Origin of the sequence: Limnospira indica PCC 8005 (assembly GCF_000973065.1) — a bacterium.
GTDB lineage: Bacteria > Cyanobacteriota > Cyanobacteriia > Cyanobacteriales > Microcoleaceae > Limnospira > Limnospira fusiformis.
On record NZ_FO818640.1, the window covers coordinates 6,064,483 to 6,080,351 of the forward strand.

At 45.9% G+C, this 15,869-nt stretch carries 18 protein-coding genes; 11 read left to right on the top strand and 7 right to left on the bottom strand.

The annotated features are described in order from the left end of the window. The first annotated feature begins 20 nt into the window (after positions 1 to 20). From zwf to XZ46_RS26890, 5 genes are read left to right on the top strand one after another with little or no spacing between them, the layout of a single operon-like run. Positions 21 to 1,550, top strand: a complete 1,530-nt coding sequence (gene zwf, locus XZ46_RS26875) for a glucose-6-phosphate dehydrogenase (RefSeq protein ID WP_008053231.1) — start codon at positions 21 to 23, stop codon at positions 1,548 to 1,550. A 58-nt stretch (positions 1,551 to 1,608) separates the two neighbouring features. Then, a complete protein-coding gene (gene opcA, locus XZ46_RS26880) occupies positions 1,609 to 2,940 on the top strand; it encodes a glucose-6-phosphate dehydrogenase assembly protein OpcA (protein WP_008053230.1) in 1,332 nt (443 codons plus the stop codon). A 59-nt stretch (positions 2,941 to 2,999) separates the two neighbouring features. Continuing rightward, positions 3,000 to 3,179 (top strand): hypothetical protein, encoded by a 180-nt coding sequence (locus XZ46_RS31155; RefSeq protein ID WP_006622477.1) that lies wholly within the window; start codon positions 3,000 to 3,002, stop codon positions 3,177 to 3,179. Positions 3,180 to 3,200: 21 nt separating this feature from the next. Beyond that, positions 3,201 to 4,004: a hypothetical protein gene (locus XZ46_RS26885; RefSeq protein ID WP_006622476.1), complete on the top strand. Its 804-nt coding sequence runs from the start codon at positions 3,201 to 3,203 to the stop codon at positions 4,002 to 4,004. A 41-nt stretch (positions 4,005 to 4,045) separates the two neighbouring features. Beyond that, a complete protein-coding gene (locus tag XZ46_RS26890) occupies positions 4,046 to 4,402 on the top strand; it encodes a (2Fe-2S) ferredoxin domain-containing protein (protein ID WP_006622474.1) in 357 nt (118 codons plus the stop codon). On the opposite strand, the gene XZ46_RS26895 is transcribed toward XZ46_RS26890, so the two are convergent. From XZ46_RS26895 to XZ46_RS26915, 5 genes are all read right to left on the bottom strand, one after another. Continuing rightward, positions 4,392 to 5,471 (bottom strand): glycosyltransferase family 4 protein, encoded by a 1,080-nt coding sequence (locus tag XZ46_RS26895; RefSeq protein WP_006622473.1) that lies wholly within the window; start codon positions 5,469 to 5,471, stop codon positions 4,392 to 4,394. The two genes, XZ46_RS26890 and XZ46_RS26895, sit on opposite strands and share 11 nt — an antisense overlap. A gap of 179 nt (positions 5,472 to 5,650) precedes the next feature. Next, positions 5,651 to 6,076 (bottom strand): helix-turn-helix domain-containing protein, encoded by a 426-nt coding sequence (locus XZ46_RS26900; RefSeq protein WP_006622471.1) that lies wholly within the window; start codon positions 6,074 to 6,076, stop codon positions 5,651 to 5,653. Positions 6,077 to 6,168: 92 nt separating this feature from the next. Then, positions 6,169 to 6,690: a phosphoribosyltransferase gene (locus tag XZ46_RS26905; RefSeq protein WP_008056410.1), complete on the bottom strand. Its 522-nt coding sequence runs from the start codon at positions 6,688 to 6,690 to the stop codon at positions 6,169 to 6,171. Positions 6,691 to 6,845: 155 nt separating this feature from the next. Continuing rightward, on the bottom strand, positions 6,846 to 7,379 hold the full coding sequence (cysC, locus tag XZ46_RS26910) for an adenylyl-sulfate kinase (RefSeq protein WP_046319043.1): 534 nt from the start codon (positions 7,377 to 7,379) through the stop codon (positions 6,846 to 6,848). Between the two features lie 218 nt (positions 7,380 to 7,597). Continuing rightward, positions 7,598 to 8,989 (bottom strand): NAD-dependent malic enzyme, encoded by a 1,392-nt coding sequence (locus tag XZ46_RS26915; protein ID WP_008056408.1) that lies wholly within the window; start codon positions 8,987 to 8,989, stop codon positions 7,598 to 7,600. A gap of 205 nt (positions 8,990 to 9,194) precedes the next feature. Between XZ46_RS26915 and XZ46_RS26920 the strand changes: the two genes are divergently transcribed. From XZ46_RS26920 to XZ46_RS26935, 4 genes are all read left to right on the top strand, one after another. After that, positions 9,195 to 9,698 carry a hypothetical protein gene (locus tag XZ46_RS26920; RefSeq protein WP_006670789.1) on the top strand — a complete coding sequence of 168 codons (504 nt, stop codon included), beginning with the start codon at positions 9,195 to 9,197 and terminating at the stop codon, positions 9,696 to 9,698. Between the two features lie 95 nt (positions 9,699 to 9,793). Continuing rightward, positions 9,794 to 10,402, top strand: a complete 609-nt coding sequence (locus XZ46_RS31160; RefSeq protein ID WP_071829428.1) for an IS607 family transposase — start codon at positions 9,794 to 9,796, stop codon at positions 10,400 to 10,402. Continuing rightward, on the top strand, positions 10,365 to 11,474 hold the full coding sequence (locus XZ46_RS26930; protein ID WP_230428130.1) for an RNA-guided endonuclease InsQ/TnpB family protein: 1,110 nt from the start codon (positions 10,365 to 10,367) through the stop codon (positions 11,472 to 11,474). Before XZ46_RS31160 ends, XZ46_RS26930 begins: the two co-directional genes overlap by 38 nt. A gap of 24 nt (positions 11,475 to 11,498) precedes the next feature. Next, a complete protein-coding gene (locus XZ46_RS26935; RefSeq protein WP_006622465.1) occupies positions 11,499 to 12,386 on the top strand; it encodes a hypothetical protein in 888 nt (295 codons plus the stop codon). Positions 12,387 to 12,442: 56 nt separating this feature from the next. Here the strand turns inward: XZ46_RS26935 and XZ46_RS26940 are convergent, their stop codons facing one another. After that, positions 12,443 to 14,047 carry a cation:proton antiporter domain-containing protein gene (locus XZ46_RS26940; RefSeq protein WP_008056404.1) on the bottom strand — a complete coding sequence of 535 codons (1,605 nt, stop codon included), beginning with the start codon at positions 14,045 to 14,047 and terminating at the stop codon, positions 12,443 to 12,445. Between the two features lie 459 nt (positions 14,048 to 14,506). Between XZ46_RS26940 and XZ46_RS26945 the strand changes: the two genes are divergently transcribed. Then, positions 14,507 to 14,935 carry a DUF2996 domain-containing protein gene (locus XZ46_RS26945; protein WP_008056402.1) on the top strand — a complete coding sequence of 143 codons (429 nt, stop codon included), beginning with the start codon at positions 14,507 to 14,509 and terminating at the stop codon, positions 14,933 to 14,935. Between the two features lie 58 nt (positions 14,936 to 14,993). Continuing rightward, positions 14,994 to 15,392 carry a peptide-methionine (R)-S-oxide reductase MsrB gene (msrB, locus tag XZ46_RS26950; protein WP_008056400.1) on the top strand — a complete coding sequence of 133 codons (399 nt, stop codon included), beginning with the start codon at positions 14,994 to 14,996 and terminating at the stop codon, positions 15,390 to 15,392. Between the two features lie 87 nt (positions 15,393 to 15,479). Here msrB and XZ46_RS26955 read toward each other — a convergent pair whose 3' ends face one another. After that, positions 15,480 to 15,686, bottom strand: coding sequence for a hypothetical protein (locus XZ46_RS26955; protein WP_006622460.1), 207 nt, complete (start codon positions 15,684 to 15,686; stop codon positions 15,480 to 15,482). Between the last annotated feature and the right edge of the window lie 183 nt (positions 15,687 to 15,869).

Genomic DNA, 15,869 nt, shown 5'->3' on the forward strand with positions numbered 1-15,869 from the left:
AATTATTCACGACAGCCTAGATGGTTACACTCTCAGAAAATCCCCTCCGCGTTGGTCTACAACAAGACCGCATTCCCGAACCCCAAATTTTAGTAATTTTCGGGGCTTCCGGCGATTTAACCCAGCGTAAGCTAGTTCCCGCCATTTATCAAATGCACCTCGAACGTAAGTTACCCCCAGAATTAACCATTGTTGGGGTAGCACGCCGAGACTGGACTGATGACTATTTTCGTGAGCATCTTCGACAGGGTATTGAAGAATTTGGCGGCGGGCTACAATCGGAAAAAATATGGCATAACTTCGCCCAAGGCTTATACTACTGTTCCGGTAATATGGACGAACCGGAAAGCTACCAAAAGCTAAAATCCCTTTTGGCTGAATTAGACTCGAAACGCCTAACCCGTGGAAATAGGGTATTTTATCTATCGGTGGCTCCTAGATTTTTTGGAGAAGCAGCTCAACAACTGGGACAAGCCGGAATGTTGGAAGACCCCAAAAAGCAACGCCTAGTTATTGAAAAGCCTTTTGGTCGTGACCTGGGTTCGGCGCAAGTCCTTAACCGGGTGGTGCGTAATGTCTGCACTGAGGAGCAAGTTTACCGTATTGACCACTACCTCGGTAAGGAAACAGTACAGAATTTGATGGTGTTTCGGTTCGCTAACGCTATTTTTGAACCGTTGTGGAATCGTCAGTTTGTTGATCATGTACAAATAACGGTGGCGGAAACTGTAGGCTTGGAAGGACGAGCGGGATATTATGAAACGGCTGGGGCGCTGCGGGATATGGTACAAAACCATTTGATGCAGTTGTTCTCGCTCACGGCTATGGAACCCCCTAACTCTTTGGATGCTGATAGTATCCGCACGGAAAAGGTTAAGGTGGTACAAGCTACCCGTCTGGCAGATTTTAATAACCTAGAAGCAGCAGCAGTCCGAGGACAATATATCAAGGGATGGATGAATGGTCAGCAGGTTCCGGGCTATCGTGACGAAGATGGCGCATCACCAGAGTCTACTACGCCTACCTATGCGGCTTTGAAACTTAGTGTTGATAATTGGCGCTGGAAGGGTGTACCTTTTTACCTGCGTACTGGTAAGCGAATGCCTAAGAAGGTTACGGAAATCGCTATTCAGTTTAAGGAAGTGCCTTTTTTAATGTTCCAATCTGCTGCTAAACAGGCTAATCCTAATGTGTTGGCGCTGCGAATTCAGCCGAATGAAGGGATTTCGATGCGGTTTGAGGTGAAAACTCCGGGAAATTCCCTCAGAACTCGCTCGGTGGATATGGATTTCCGCTATGATACGGCTTTTGGTAAGCCTAGCACTGATGCTTATGCTAGGTTATTGATTGACTGTATGCTGGGAGACCAAACTCTATTTACGCGAGGGGATGAGGTGGAAGCGTCCTGGCGGGTTCTAACTCCGGTATTGGAAGCCTGGGATGCTCCGGCGAAGCCAGATAGTATCCCTTTCTATGAGGCGGGAACCTGGGAACCTGTGGAGGCGGAACTATTGCTTAACCGGGATGGTCGCCGTTGGCGTAGGCTTTGATATTTGGGTCTATCTATAACTTTTGTTCGCGTTCAATCAATAAGCTACTGAGTTAAATATGAATACACCACTTGTTGCACTCCAGAAACCAAAGGATATTTCTCTGAGTGAAATTGAGGCAGAACTTAATAGCATCTGGCTTAGTCAAAGTTTCGGTCAGGGTAAAACGGCGGCGATCGCTACTAGGGCGGCTACTTTTAGCATGGTGATCTATGAACCGGAGGAGTTTCAGCAACTCCTGGGGGGTCTCGGCTTTTATAAAGGGGCGATCGATGGTATTCATGGTACGGAGACCCGTGATGCTGTTCGTGATGCTCAAAAGGCTTATCAATTGCCGATTACGGGTCGGGTAGATTCGGATACCCTGGAACACCTACGCACTGAGTTTGCTAAACTTTCCCCAGCACAGCGGGTGATTAGAAATATTGATGCTCGTGGATTTAGCATCAGCGAAACTATTGCTAACCAAAATCCCTGTCGGATTATCACCCTCTGTCCGACTTTGGGAGAAGATACGGGAGTTACGGCCCAGGTTTCTGCCTATTGTCCCCTACAAAACAACAAGGAAGAGGGTTTAATCTGTTGTGAATATGTCACCCTCCGAGGCACTAAGGCGGCTTTGGAAAGGGTTAGTAATGTGGTCACATCTTTATTAATTCCCGATTTGCCTAAGTTTGTCTGGTGGAAGGCTACCCCTAACCCGGAACAAGAATTGTTTAAGCATTTGTCCTGTTGCAGTAATTGTGTGATTGTCGATTCCTGTTATTTCAGCGACCCTGAATCGGAATTACTCAAAATGCAGGAACTGGTTGACCAAGAAACCTATATTGCTGATTTGAATTGGCATCGTCTCTCGCCTTGGCAGGAGTTGACAGCGGCTACTTTTGACCCCCCAGAACGTCGGATGTATCTTGGGGATATTGACCATATTACCCTCGACTATGAAAAGGGTAATGCGGCTCAGGCTTTGATGTTCCTCGGTTGGTTTGCTAGTCGTTTGCAGTGGGAACCTCTGGAGTTTACTGAGTCGGGGGGAGACTATGACCTGAAGCACGTTAAGTTCCGTGGTCCTGATAATCAGGAGATTATTGGGGAACTCGCTGCTATTCCTATGGCAGATACTGGGGAAATTCCGGGCGATTTGGTGGGTGTGCGCCTGACTTCTACTAATCCCAAGGCTAATTGCTGCACTATTCTATGTTCGGAAACTACTGGCTGTATGCGTATGGAGGCGGGGGGTAGCGCCCAGTCGTGTCAGACTGAACAAGTGACTTCGGTGACAGACCAAAAAGCAGAATATCTGATGGCGCAACAGCTACAACGCTGGGGCCGAGATGTTTTGTATGAGGAAAGCCTGGCGGCGGTATCTGCAATTCTCAATCTGCGCTAGGTTTTGGTATAATCGGTTACTTTAAGGATGACTGGGATACTATAGAATCAATTTGTGTTTTGGGGTTTGGTGTTGCTGGCGATCGCTTTTTTAATAAAATGGAGGCGATCGCCTCACACTTACTTTCAAAAATACCCATATTTTTAAGTATTAAAAATCCTGGTTTAATTGGAAGCCAGCCAGCCAGAGGTTGGCAAGACTACGGGAAGCATCTACAATATAGCGCGAATTTACATTGATATCATCAGAGGTGTCTGAATATGTATTCCCATAAAGATAATTCCCCGGAAACCCCGGAAAATGAACCACTTATCCCTCAGCAAAATGTCAATAACTCGACAACTACCTCGGAACTACCCCCGGTAGTGAAAACTGGGTCTATTGTAGCCCTAATTGCGGTGGTGATGATGGCGGTGGTGGGGTCGCTGATGGTTAGTCCTGACCAGGCTACGACAACGGGAAGTCAGTCAGAAGAAGAAACTGTGGCTACGGAAGAGGCGACTATGGAAGTGGTGACTACTCCCGCCGCCTCTGTGGTGGAAGAAACAGCAGAGACTACGACGACGGAGACAACAGAAACTCCTGATGCGATCGCTTCTGAACCCCAGACCCCAGAAACTACGGAGGACCTTACTGCTGCGACTCCAGAAACTACACCAGAAACTACAGAAGTGTCGGAGTCCCCGGAAACTGAAGCAGCCATGACTCCTGACCCAACTCCGACGGCTGAGATGACGACAGGAAACGAGGTAGCGGCAGTTCCTGAGACGGTCAATATTGAAGAATTGAATAATATTATTTACGATAAAATTGACCGGGCTTGGACTGTGAAAGGAACCCCGGTTCCTACGGCGGTCAGTTACATGGTGACAGTGACTCCGACGGGGGCGATCGCGGAATTTGAACCTAAGTCTTCTGAGGCTTCGGAAAACGTTGATAATACTCCTCTACCTACTCTAGTGGAATCTGACGCTATGGCGGCGGAAACTGCGGGTAAAACAGTGGTATTTGAGGTGGTATTTACAGATAGGGGGGTTTTGGAGGTTAGACCTTCTCAGCAGTAATCCCCTGGCTTTTGCGATCGCGTTTTGTACATAATGGGGGTATGGAAATTTTTAGCAAAACCTCCCAAATGCCAGAAACCCAGCCACCCCAACCACAAACCACCTCGGATCAATCTCGGTGTGTCCTGGTTTGTCAGCATCAGTCCTGCTTGCGGAATGGTTCCGAGGGTACTCTGAAAGCCTTTGAGGATGCAGATGTCCCTAATGTGAAGGTGGAGGCTAGTGGCTGTCTAGGACAGTGTAATATAGGTCCGACGGTGCGGGTAATTCCCGATGAGACTTGGTACTATCGAGTTCAACCGGAAGATGCAAAGGCGATCGCCACCCAACATTTACAAGGGGGAAAACCTGTCCAGGAAAAACTGAATCCTAGGATACATCCTCAGTTCAATTTTTAAGCGCGATCACATCGGATAACCATGTTTCTAAGCGATCGCCTAAAGCTACTAAGGAATATTCCTTTTCGGCTAAAGCGCGACATTGGCGGCGGTCAATTTGCTCTAATTTGGCGATCGCATCGACCAAACCCGTTACGCTGTCGGGTTCGACTAGCCAACCCGTTTCACCATCTCGGACAATTTCGGCGGGTCCACCCCGTCGATAACTAATCACCGGAACCCCACAGGCTAAGGCTTCAATAGCGACATTTCCAAAGGCTTCTACCCAGCGATGAGTCATTAATAAACCTCGACATTCACGCAGACCCTGTTGTAGTTCATCTGTATTCAAAAATCCCCGATAATTTAGGGGCGCATTCGGATAAGTATTCAGGATATTTTGCCAATATTGCTCATCCTGAATTTTGCCAAAAATTGCCAGAGGGATACCTGTTTTATCCGCCGCCGCGATCGCATCCTCTAAGCCTTTTTCTGGGGAAATACGACCCATCCAAGCTAGTTGTTGATGGGGTTGATCACAAAACTGATAGCGATCCATTTCTAAGCCACTTCCTAAACAAGCATAGCCTAGGTCTGAACCAAAGGTGGCGGCTTGGGTATGGCTATAAAATCCGACAGTCCCCGGAAACTGTTTCATCACCTCAACAACTATCTGATCTAAGGCGGAAATTAGGGAACCCATACTCACCCAGTGAGCGATCGGAGTCGGGAAAAAAGGAGTCAGATAAAATGGTAGCCAATCAAAGGCAAAATTGACAATTGCATGATAGTTTGTCTGTACCTGTCGCCCATATTCCCACATATTTCCTAACACAGAATTTTCCGGTATGGTAATCAGAGAATCTCGGTCTTGATTTTGGGCGATCGGTTGTAGTTTCCCCGAAATTTCTATAACTGATAGGGACTCTAACACTGACCCAGAAGGCGCAACAACGGTTATATCATGACCTCGGCTGTGTAAGGCTTTTGCCATATTCAACAATGTTAATTCGACTCCCCCCCCTAATCCTGAACCCAGGGGACCGACCGGGGTGGATATAAATAGTAATTTCCAGCTTTTTTGAGGCATACTTATGAGTTAATTAACTAGAGTAATTTGATGCTATAATTAGTCCGCACGCTTGACGGCAGAGGCGATCGCTTCTTGTAGCCCTTTAGGTATCTGTAAACAGACCAAAACCCACCGCCCAGGGGATAGGTTTCTGGGCGTATGGTCTGGGACTACCAACACCGAACATAGGGATTAATTTACTTTATTTCCTTGTATCTTAATCGTTTTCCCTTGCGACGTAGATAACGTTTTATTTCGATATCTGATGTTACCCAAGTATTCATTTCTTCATCCCAATAAAATTTTAAGGTCTGGCGAATACGCAAAGTTCTAACCCGTTGGTGAGATACTCCTAAAATCCGCATCACATCAGACTGTCGGAATTTGGGGACACTATTGAGGTAAGAGGTTCTGGCTTTGGGTTCTTCCTCATCAAATACCGATTCCCATAGATGCTGAATACTATTAAGAATAGCTTGAGAAGGTTCACCCCGACCATTTTCCCAACGATTGACACTACCACGAGACACGCCCAGCTTTTGGGCTAACCCTTCTTGGGATAAATGCAGTCTCCGTCTCAAAGTTCGCATCAAGATCTGGAGATTCGATTCAATCTCTGACATTAGCTTTCAACTGTGGTTTGCTTCAGTGTACAGTTTAACAACTTAATAGAGTATCAAATATCTGATACCTTGGCGTTAAACGTTAATTTTGTTTAAGAATCTAGTCCATTCACCTTGTGGACTAAATCCGCTGGCTGGAGTTGTTCGTAATATTCAAAGGGTTGATGAATCCAGGGATTATTACTCAGAAAATCCACATAATAATCGGGGACAAAGCCAGAAGAACTTTTATACCAGATGACTCCTGTACGAATTTTTTTAATTTCATCAGGGTAGTGTTCTGTTAACCAAATAATTGAACGTTCAAGACTAATCCCAGAATCAGCTAAATCATCTACTAACAAAATGCGATCGCCCAAATTTTCTGTAGTCATGCTAAGATGATGGGCGATCTGAATTTCTCCTCGAATTTTTCCACCGGGTCCCCCATAGGAAGAAGCCGCCAAAATCCCTAGGGGGACATCATAAATACGCGAGAGTATATCCCCAATTCGTAGCCCTCCCCTAGCCAGACAAATAATCTGATTAAACTCCCACTGAGATTGATATATTTTAGCTGCTAAAACTTCGATTTTTTGGTAATATTCCGACCAAGAAATATATAAGTCATTCATAGACACAAATTGACTATTAATATATTGATAATTATCTGATTAATTGGAAAGCAGCAGCCAGAAGTTAGCTATCAGGATTCCGGCTAGGGGAGAGTTAATCAATTCCCCTCAGCGCCGGATTAGTCTCTGTTACCTACCTGATAATCGTGATTTATTCAAGCTCCTAAATAACCCAATTTTTGTAAACTTTGAATCACCTTATCAACACTTTCCGAAAGTTCTTCGAGGTCGGTGCGACATTCAATCTCAGGATTTAGGGGAGGTTCGTAGGGGTCATCAATACCAGTAAAGCCTTTAATTTCGCCAGCCCTAGCCCGTTGATACAGTCCTTTCACATCCCTTTCTTCACAAACATTTAAGGGTGCATTAACAAAGACTTCGACAAAATCACCAATCCGTTGACGGACTTCCTCACGAATTTCTCGATAGGGAGAAATTGCGGAAACAAATACAATCACACCGTTGCGAGTTAATAAATGAGAAACAAAGCCAATGCGGCGAATATTCTCATCGCGGTCTTCTTTGCTAAACCCTAAGCCTTTAGTTAAGTTAGTGCGGACTATATCCCCATCTAAAATTTCTAATTTGTATCCCTGAGATTTCAGCTTTTCGGCTACAGCTTGGCTAATGGTGGTTTTCCCCGCGCCACTCAAGCCGGTAAACCAGACTGTTACACCTCTTTGCTCCATTGATTGAGTTTCTCCTGTCAACATTATAATTGAGCTAAAATCTGCGCCCCTTCTCATAGAGGTGGAGCCTCTAAAAAACTCCCCGCCCAATATAATAGAGTAGTTGTTGACATTTTGATCATGAAATTAAACAGGTTGGCCAGCCTGTGAGCGGTTGTTTATGTCAATTTGGGGAATGGTGAGTAGGGGTGGGGGAAAATTCCCCCAATAGTTCAACCCTAACGGCGAGCAATTCCTTCTTGGCGCGCAGTATGGGAGACGGCTGCAGCTACAGCGATCGCCACACGCTTATCAAAAACGGACGGCACAATATTCTCAGGACTCAACTCATTAGCTGTCACCAAAGCAGCGATCGCCGCCGCCGCTTCCAAATACATACTCATAGTGAGGCTGGAAGCCCGACAGTCCAAAGCGCCCCGGAAAATGCCAGGAAATGCCAAAACATTATTAATTTGATTAGCATAATCACTGCGTCCGGTAGCAATCACCGCCACATCATTAGTGATTAATTCTGGCTGAATTTCGGGAATGGGGTTAGCCATAGCAAATACAATGGGATCACTAGCCATAGATTTAACCATTTCCCTGGTGATCACACCGGGAACACTGATCCCCATAAACACATCAGCCCCTTTCATGGCATTAGTAATAGTTCCAGATAACTCGACAGCAAATTCTTGTTTTTGGGGGGTGAGGTCCGATCGCCCTTTGGAGATAATGCCGCGAGAATCACAGATAATAATTTGAGTAGCCCCGGCTTTTTTGAGAAGTCGAGCGATCGCAATTCCCGCAGCCCCGGCCCCATTTAAAACAATCTTGACCTCCTCTATGGGTTTGTTAACCAACTTCAGGGCATTGATTAAAGCAGCTAAACTGACAATAGCCGTACCATGCTGGTCATCGTGAAATATGGGAATCTCGAGAATTTCTCGGAGTCGCGCTTCAATCTCAAAACAGCGAGGGGCGGCGATATCCTCTAAATTGATGCCACCAAACACCGGGGCGATATTTTTGACTGTTTCCACAATGGCATCAGGGTCTTGAGTATCCAGACAGACGGGAAACGCATCAATATCGGCAAATTCCTTAAACAGCATAGCCTTACCTTCCATGACAGGTAAAGCACCTCCCGGTCCCAAATTACCCAGACCCAAAACGGCGCTACCATCAGTGACAATAGCCACGGTATTTTGTTTAATGGTGAGGTTGTAGACCTGTTCCGGGTCATCGGCGATCGCCCGACAAATGCGACCCACACCGGGAGTATAAGCCATGGCTAGGTCGCTTTGAGATTTGAGGGGAATTTTGCTATTAATGCTAATTTTGCCGCTGCGATGTAGGTTAAAAGTGCGATCGTAAACTTCCAGCAGCTTTGAATCTGGCAGATTTTTGACCGATTCGATAATTTCCTCGGCGTGTTCTGTACTCGAAGCATCAACGGTGAACTCCCTGACGGTGGTATGGAGAGTTTGTTCGATCAGATCAATCGGACCCATATTGCCCCCAGTATTGGCGATCGCCTGAACAACACTGGCCAGCTTACCCGCTTTATTGGGCAATTGTAAGCGCAGGGTGACACTAAAACTCGGATTTGGTGTGAGATTGACCATGCTGCAATAACCATAGAAGTTAAACCGTAGATTTTAGCTTGCTATGAGAAAATCTCGATATCTCGTTTGATACAAGTTCACTTAATCATCATTGAGTCAGGAAAGCCAGATAATGCCTGTGTAGTTCACCGATAGCATAAAATCAGATTAGCTTTTTGGCTTTTGTCTAATGTCCCATTCGCTGTCCTTCCACAAATGGGGAACCATGATCAAAATTAACTATTTTCCCAAGTTAGTCTGCGCGGTTGTCCTCAGTTTATCGGTGCTGGTTTCCGGCTGCTCTGATCTAACCACTAGCACACCTGATACTGGTACTACCGGGGCGGTTCAACAGGTCGCAGATGCTCAACCTCTCCCTGGGGGTCAGTTTAACCGATATTTCCCTAGGGGTGCCGATGGCTATAGTGTTACTTTCCGCCAAGAAAAAGAGGGATTTGCTCAAGCGCAACTTTCTCGCGGTGGTGATGCTCTGGCGCTGCTATCGATTAATGATTTGGCTAATAACCCTAGCGCCGCCCGCAAGTTTCAGGAGTCTACCCAGAGAATTGGTGGATATCCCGCAGTTACTCAGGGTAGAAACACTACGGCGCTACTGGTAGGCGATCGCTTTCAGGTTAAGGTTCAATCTAGTTCTGAGTCTTTTACTCCCAGCGATCGCGAAGTCTGGTTACAAAATTTTAATCTCTCTGGTCTAGCACAATTGCGTTAATCTATCAAGTTTTTGGGAGCATGATTTAATCACAAATTAGGTTAATATTTTAGGGCAATACGGTATAATAAGCGAGAATGGTTGAGGATAAACCTATTGCCAGATATGTCAAACCCAAGGAAGCGGCCCAAATCCTTCGAGTCCATGAAAGAACACTCCGCAGATGGGACGACAATGGCTCAATCGAGACCATCAGAACCCCCGCTGGGCAACGACGATACAACGTTGAGTCATATTCTGATTCCATTTCAGGCAGTGACAAACGCAAAGTCGTTATCTATGCCAGAGTTAGTAGCCACGCCCAGCAGTCAGACCTCAACCGACAGGTGGCCGCACTGTCCAACCTCTACCCCGAAGCAGAAGTCGTCTCAGAAATCGGAGGCGGGCTCAACTTCAAGGGAAAGAAAATGCTGGCCTTACTGGGACAAGTCTTGTCAGGAGATGTCCGCATGGTTGTCGTTGCCCACCCAGACCGATTGGCAATATGGGGATTTGACTTGTTTGGATGGCTCTGTGAGCAAAACAGGTGCTCACTCATGGTTCTCAACCAGACAAGTCTCAGTCCAGAACCAGAAATGGTTGAGGACATCCTCGCCATCCTCCACTGCTTCAGTTCCCGATTATACGGACGGAGTAAATACAAAACTCAGGTCAAAGAAGATCCGGATTTACCCCAGCCCCGAGCTAAATCAAGTCTGGCGTAAATGGCTGGCTGCTTGTCGGTATTGCTACAACCAAGCAATTGCATTATCCCGGAGTGGTAAACGACTAAGCAAGTTAAAGTTACGCAATAAAGTGATGCAGAGCGACTTACCCGAATGGGTCAAAGAAACACCCTGCCACATTCGGCAAAATGCCATCTTTGATGCCTATCAGGCTTTGACCGCTAGTCCTGATGCAAGGTTTAGAAGTTGTCGTGACAGCTCTCAAGGGATTAAGTTCAATAATACTAATTTCTCTTCAGGGAGTTGGTATCCAAGACTCACGAAAGGATTAACTTTCATGGTTTCCGAACCCATCCCTAAAGCTTGCGGGCAAGGGACTCAGTTGGTGTTTACCAAAGGTCGATGGTTTGCGATTTTCCCTGAACCAGTTGCCGTTACCCCAACTGACGCTACTGGCGTGATTGCATTAGACCCGGGCGTCCGAACTTTCATAACTGGGTTTGATGGTTCACGATTTCTGGAATTGGGCTCCGGAGATATAGGACGCATCACTCGGTTATGTCAACATTTGGATGATTTGATGAGCCGAATCGCCAAGGAACCCTGTCGTTCAAGGAGGCGACGGATGAGGCAAGCGGCTCAACGAATGAGAACCAAAATCCGCAATCTAGTTGATGAAGCCCACAAACAAATTGCTCACTACTTGACTCACAACTACAGCCTAATTTTTTTGCCCACCTTTGAGACTTCCGATATGGTTGCCAAGGTGAAGCGTCTAATCAGGTCTAAGACTGCCCGCGCCATGCTGACATGGGCGCATTATCGATTCAAACTAACCCTGAGACATCAAGGGGAAATAACTGGAACCACAGTTGTAGATGTGACCGAAGAATACACCAGCAAAACCTGTACTCACTGTGGTCATGTCCATTCCCAGCTAGGTGGCTCAAAAGTGTTCCGATGTCCTGAGTGTGGGTTCACTCTACCCAGGGACTGGAACGGTGCTTTTGGAATCTTTCTAAAAGCTTTGCGGGATACCGCCTCTGTTACCTTAACGGGTAATAGTGCTATCGTCGCATTGTCAGGCAATAGCCGGATAAATGTCGCGTAAATGTATCAGCAAGGAGTCTGAATTGTGAGTAAGTCTATTATTGAATTGGTTGATGAACTCCCTACTGGTGGGATAACTGTAATGGTGTTGCGGGGGCTAGATTTTGCAGTTCCTGGTCAGTGGGATAATTTGGTAGGTTTTGAAAATACCGTTAAAACTATCACTGGCGAGGATGATCCGGGTCTGATTCAGGATATCAGTGAACGCGCCCTCTGGCTTTATAATGATAAATCTCAGGGCTACCAGCGCGCACTTTGGCTATATCAAACTATTGACAGTGCGGGGACCGCTTTAGGGACGGCGGCGCTGGCTAATAAAATTAGCCAGAATGTCAGTTTTCTCGGTTTCCTGGGGAACTTGACCCCCAAAGCTGATAAAGCACAGGCGATCGATTTATCTTTAAAGGTGGTCACTGAATTGGTCGCCTTTTGCCAAATTAATGGCATTCCTGGGGATAGTATCGGCGATTTTGTCGCCTCTCTCGCTAACTATGGCGGCGAGTCTATCATGCGTATGGCGGCTTTGGTCTGTTTGGATGGGTTAATCCCTTTGGGTCCCGATTTTATTCAAAAGGGGTTGAGTATTATTGCGAATTTGACTCCCTCTGAATTGGAGAAAAGTGAGGGTTTTAAACGGATTAATCCCATGATTCCTGGGGGAGACCCAGACGGAAAGCTGCATTTTGTTCAGGAAAGTTTTAATTCCGTCACAGGTTGGATGAGTGGTTTTGTCAGCGATCATGATTTGACACCTTCTAAGGTGGTTAGCAACCTTCAGAGTTTTGTCGATATCGCTGACGATAAGTTGGATTATGTGGCGGCTTTCCTCGACATGACCACTAACTACTACACTCATACCGGTATTCAAACTCTGGCGCGACGTTTAATTGAACGTGCTTACGCTGAGATTTAACACTACCCAATTGTAGAGATAAGACACCCGCCTTGTCTCTACTTTCTCTGGTTTCCTTATACGGTAATTACCGGAATTGTACTCATCTCTAAAACGGCTTGAGAGACTGAGTTAACCATCATCTTTTTACCGTTCATGGATTTGGTACCAATTACTACATCAGTCACCCCGCGACTGGCGGCGGTCTTGACAATGGTTTCTGGTACTAATCCTGATAATACCATAAATTCAAAGCGGATATCTGCTAGAAGTTGGTGCGCTTGTTTTTCTAGTTGTAATCTTCCCGGTTCGTCTCCCACATTATCTACATATAAAACGATGATTTGACCATGGCTGCGCCGCGCTAGGTCGGCGGCTTTTAGCAATACGGAAGTTGATAGGGGTGACGGGTCTACAGCAGCTAATAAAACTGGATGACCTTTAACGGCTACTTTGGTGGGGTCTACTTCTCCCCTTTCTAAGAGTTTCGGCGCAAATACTTGGGTAGACCAAGCACCCAAGGGGGCGGTTACTAGAATTGATAAGGCGGCGATCGCTAAAATTATTTCCCCTCCCTCAATTCCCGCCGCTAAAGGTAAAGCACCAATAGCCGCTTGTACGGTGGCTTTTGCCATATTTCCCGGCAATAAAAACAGCTTTTCTTGGCGATTCCAATTACTCCCTAATGTCGATAAATACCAGCCTATTCCTCTACCTATTACCAGACCAATTACTATTAATAATAAACCCGGTAATAAGACATCCCCTAAAACCTGTAACTGAATGGTAGCCCCCATGATTACAAATAAAACAATTTCCGCTACTATCCACAATACATCAAAACTATTGCGGATTAATCGCGCTAGGGGGGCATCAAATTCGATTAAAAAGAATCCCATCGCCATCACGGCTAGATAGCCGGAGTAGTAGGGAAAGGTGTTGCTGAAAATTACCAGAAACAGTCCTAAACTGGCGGCGATGATTATGTCTTGAACTACGTTGCGCGTCCAGGTCTGCTTGACTAATACAAATACTAATAATCGCGCGCCTAGGAAACCGGCTACTAATCCTAGGACGATTTCTAGGATTACTTGGAATGGTAGAATTTGTAAGGATGATAGGCTGATGAACCCTAGGTTAATGGCTTCTGTACTTCCTGAACCCAGAAAGTTTAGCAGTAGGCTAAATACTAATAATAGCAGGACATCTGATAAGGCGCTACCTGTTAAAATCGCGTCGGGAATGCCTTTGGTCACACCCCAGCCTAGGCTTTTTAGGCGCAACATTCCGGGGACAATAACGGCGGGTGACTCTGCGCCGACTACGCAGCCTAATAGTAGACCTGTCATGAAGTCAAAATTGAATAGGAACATTGAGGCGATCGCTACTACTAAGGCTTCTATTGAGGCGGGGAAAAATCCTAGCCGGAGGGCGACTGTTCCTTGTTGCGCTAGTTTAGAGCGATCGAGTCCTAGACCTGCTTTCATTAAAATGATCATTACGGCTACCAGTCGCAGATCATCGGCAGCCCCTAGGACTTCTGGACTAATTAAGTTGCCAAATTCCTTACCCATGATCATGCCAATCCCAATCATCCCAATTAGAGGCGGCGCACCTAATCGGCGGGCAAGTTCCCCAGCAAAAAAACCCATCACTAGGATTAATATCGCACTCGCTAACATCCTTTAAATTCCCTCACTGCGGAAAATTGCATCCTATGCACATAATGTCGATTTTGTCAACATCTCAGAAAATGGCGATCGCTTTTGGCTTCAAAACTCGTGCATCGTGAATTTTAACTTGTGGTGAGAGAATAATTTAGGCGACGATATAATCAGGGTTGTAGCCTCTATTTTGGCATCAAGACACAGGAAGCCCTTGGATGCGATTTATCTGAGGATACCATAACCCCCAGAATCTCGTCAACTTTTTGCGAGAGATTAGCAATAAAAATGTATTAATTCTTAACAATCTTTGGAATATTAAATAGATGGAGGGGCATAGATTAGCAAAACTGATGTGATTATTTGAGGGTGGGGAAATTGACTGTTGTGGAAGGTGGGGAGGTTTTTTGGGGGAAGGCGATCGCGATCGAATAGCGATAGAATACGTTTGGGTGAATTGTAACTCAGGAACTATCGATGTCAGAAGAAGAAAAGAAAAAACCGGCCGCCAAGGCGAAAAAGGAGAAACCCCCCGCAGTGGAGGATAAGCCGTTTCCAGAGTTTATCGAAAATCATTATATTCCGGCGGTTAAGAAAGCCCTGGAGGAACAGGGAATTACAGATCTCGATGTGGTATTAGTCAAGGCTAAGTTTCCGCCTAGCCTACAAATTGCAGAAGATTGTTGGCAGGTGACGGGAAGCTGGGAAGGTGGCGCACGGAAGTTTAATATCTACTTTCCCCAAGAAGATATTAAGGGTCCAAAGTTTTTTTCCTGGGCGGCTAATGGTACTCAACCATCGGCGATCGAGGGATTTTTGGGAGATGAGCGCCGGATTACTTTAGATTTGCTGGTGTTTGGGGTGGTTCAGCGCCTGAATGCTCAAAAATGGCTGGCGTTGAATTAGGTTTTAAGTTAGGCTTTAAGTTAGGCTTTGGGAGAACACAAATCGGAGTGACTCATTTATGGTTGAGAAAGTACAAAAAACTGAGGCAGAGTGGAAGCAACAGCTAACACCAGAACAGTTCAAAGTCACCCGGAAAAAGGGGACTGAACGCGCTTTTACTGGCATATATTACGATAACAAAGAAAAGGGTGTTTATCGTTGTGTTTGCTGTGGTAATGAGTTATTCACCTCAGAAACCAAATATGATTCCGGTACGGGATGGCCAAGTTTTTGGGAACCGGTTTCCGAAAATAGTGTCCGATATGAACAGGATAATAGTTTGTTTATGCGCCGGGTAGAGGTACTCTGTGCTAAGTGTGATGCTCACCTAGGTCATGTTTTTGAGGATGGACCAAGACCGACAGGAAAGCGTTACTGCATGAATTCGGCTTCCCTAGACTTTGAAAAGACTGACTAGGTTAATGGGTTTGTAGGAAGTATCACGGAGAATATTTAGATAATCCAGCCCGGTACTTTGGGGCTGGATTTTAATTTGATGGGGGTGCTAATTGAGTTTTAAGGCGCTAACAGGGACATCATCCCAAGACTCGACAGTGCGGAGTTTGGCGACCCAACCCATTTGCTTTTGAGTTTCGGTGAGATTGTTTTGGAAAGACTCATGACATTCCATAGCTTGAGTTTCGTCACAACAAGCAATGCAAGAATAGACAATACCATTGGGATCTAGCTGTTCGTTGACCCAAATTTTCATAGTACCCTCAGTACCCTCAGAGTGTGGATTGTCTAAATATAACGCTGCTGGAGGGGAAAAGGCAAGGCAAGTCGGAAATCAGACTGAGACAGGGGTAATATCTGGATTAATGAATGATGGGGGTGGGTTCACTTTTCACGACCATTAAGGTACGGTTTAACGTACCATAAAGGGAAACTAAAG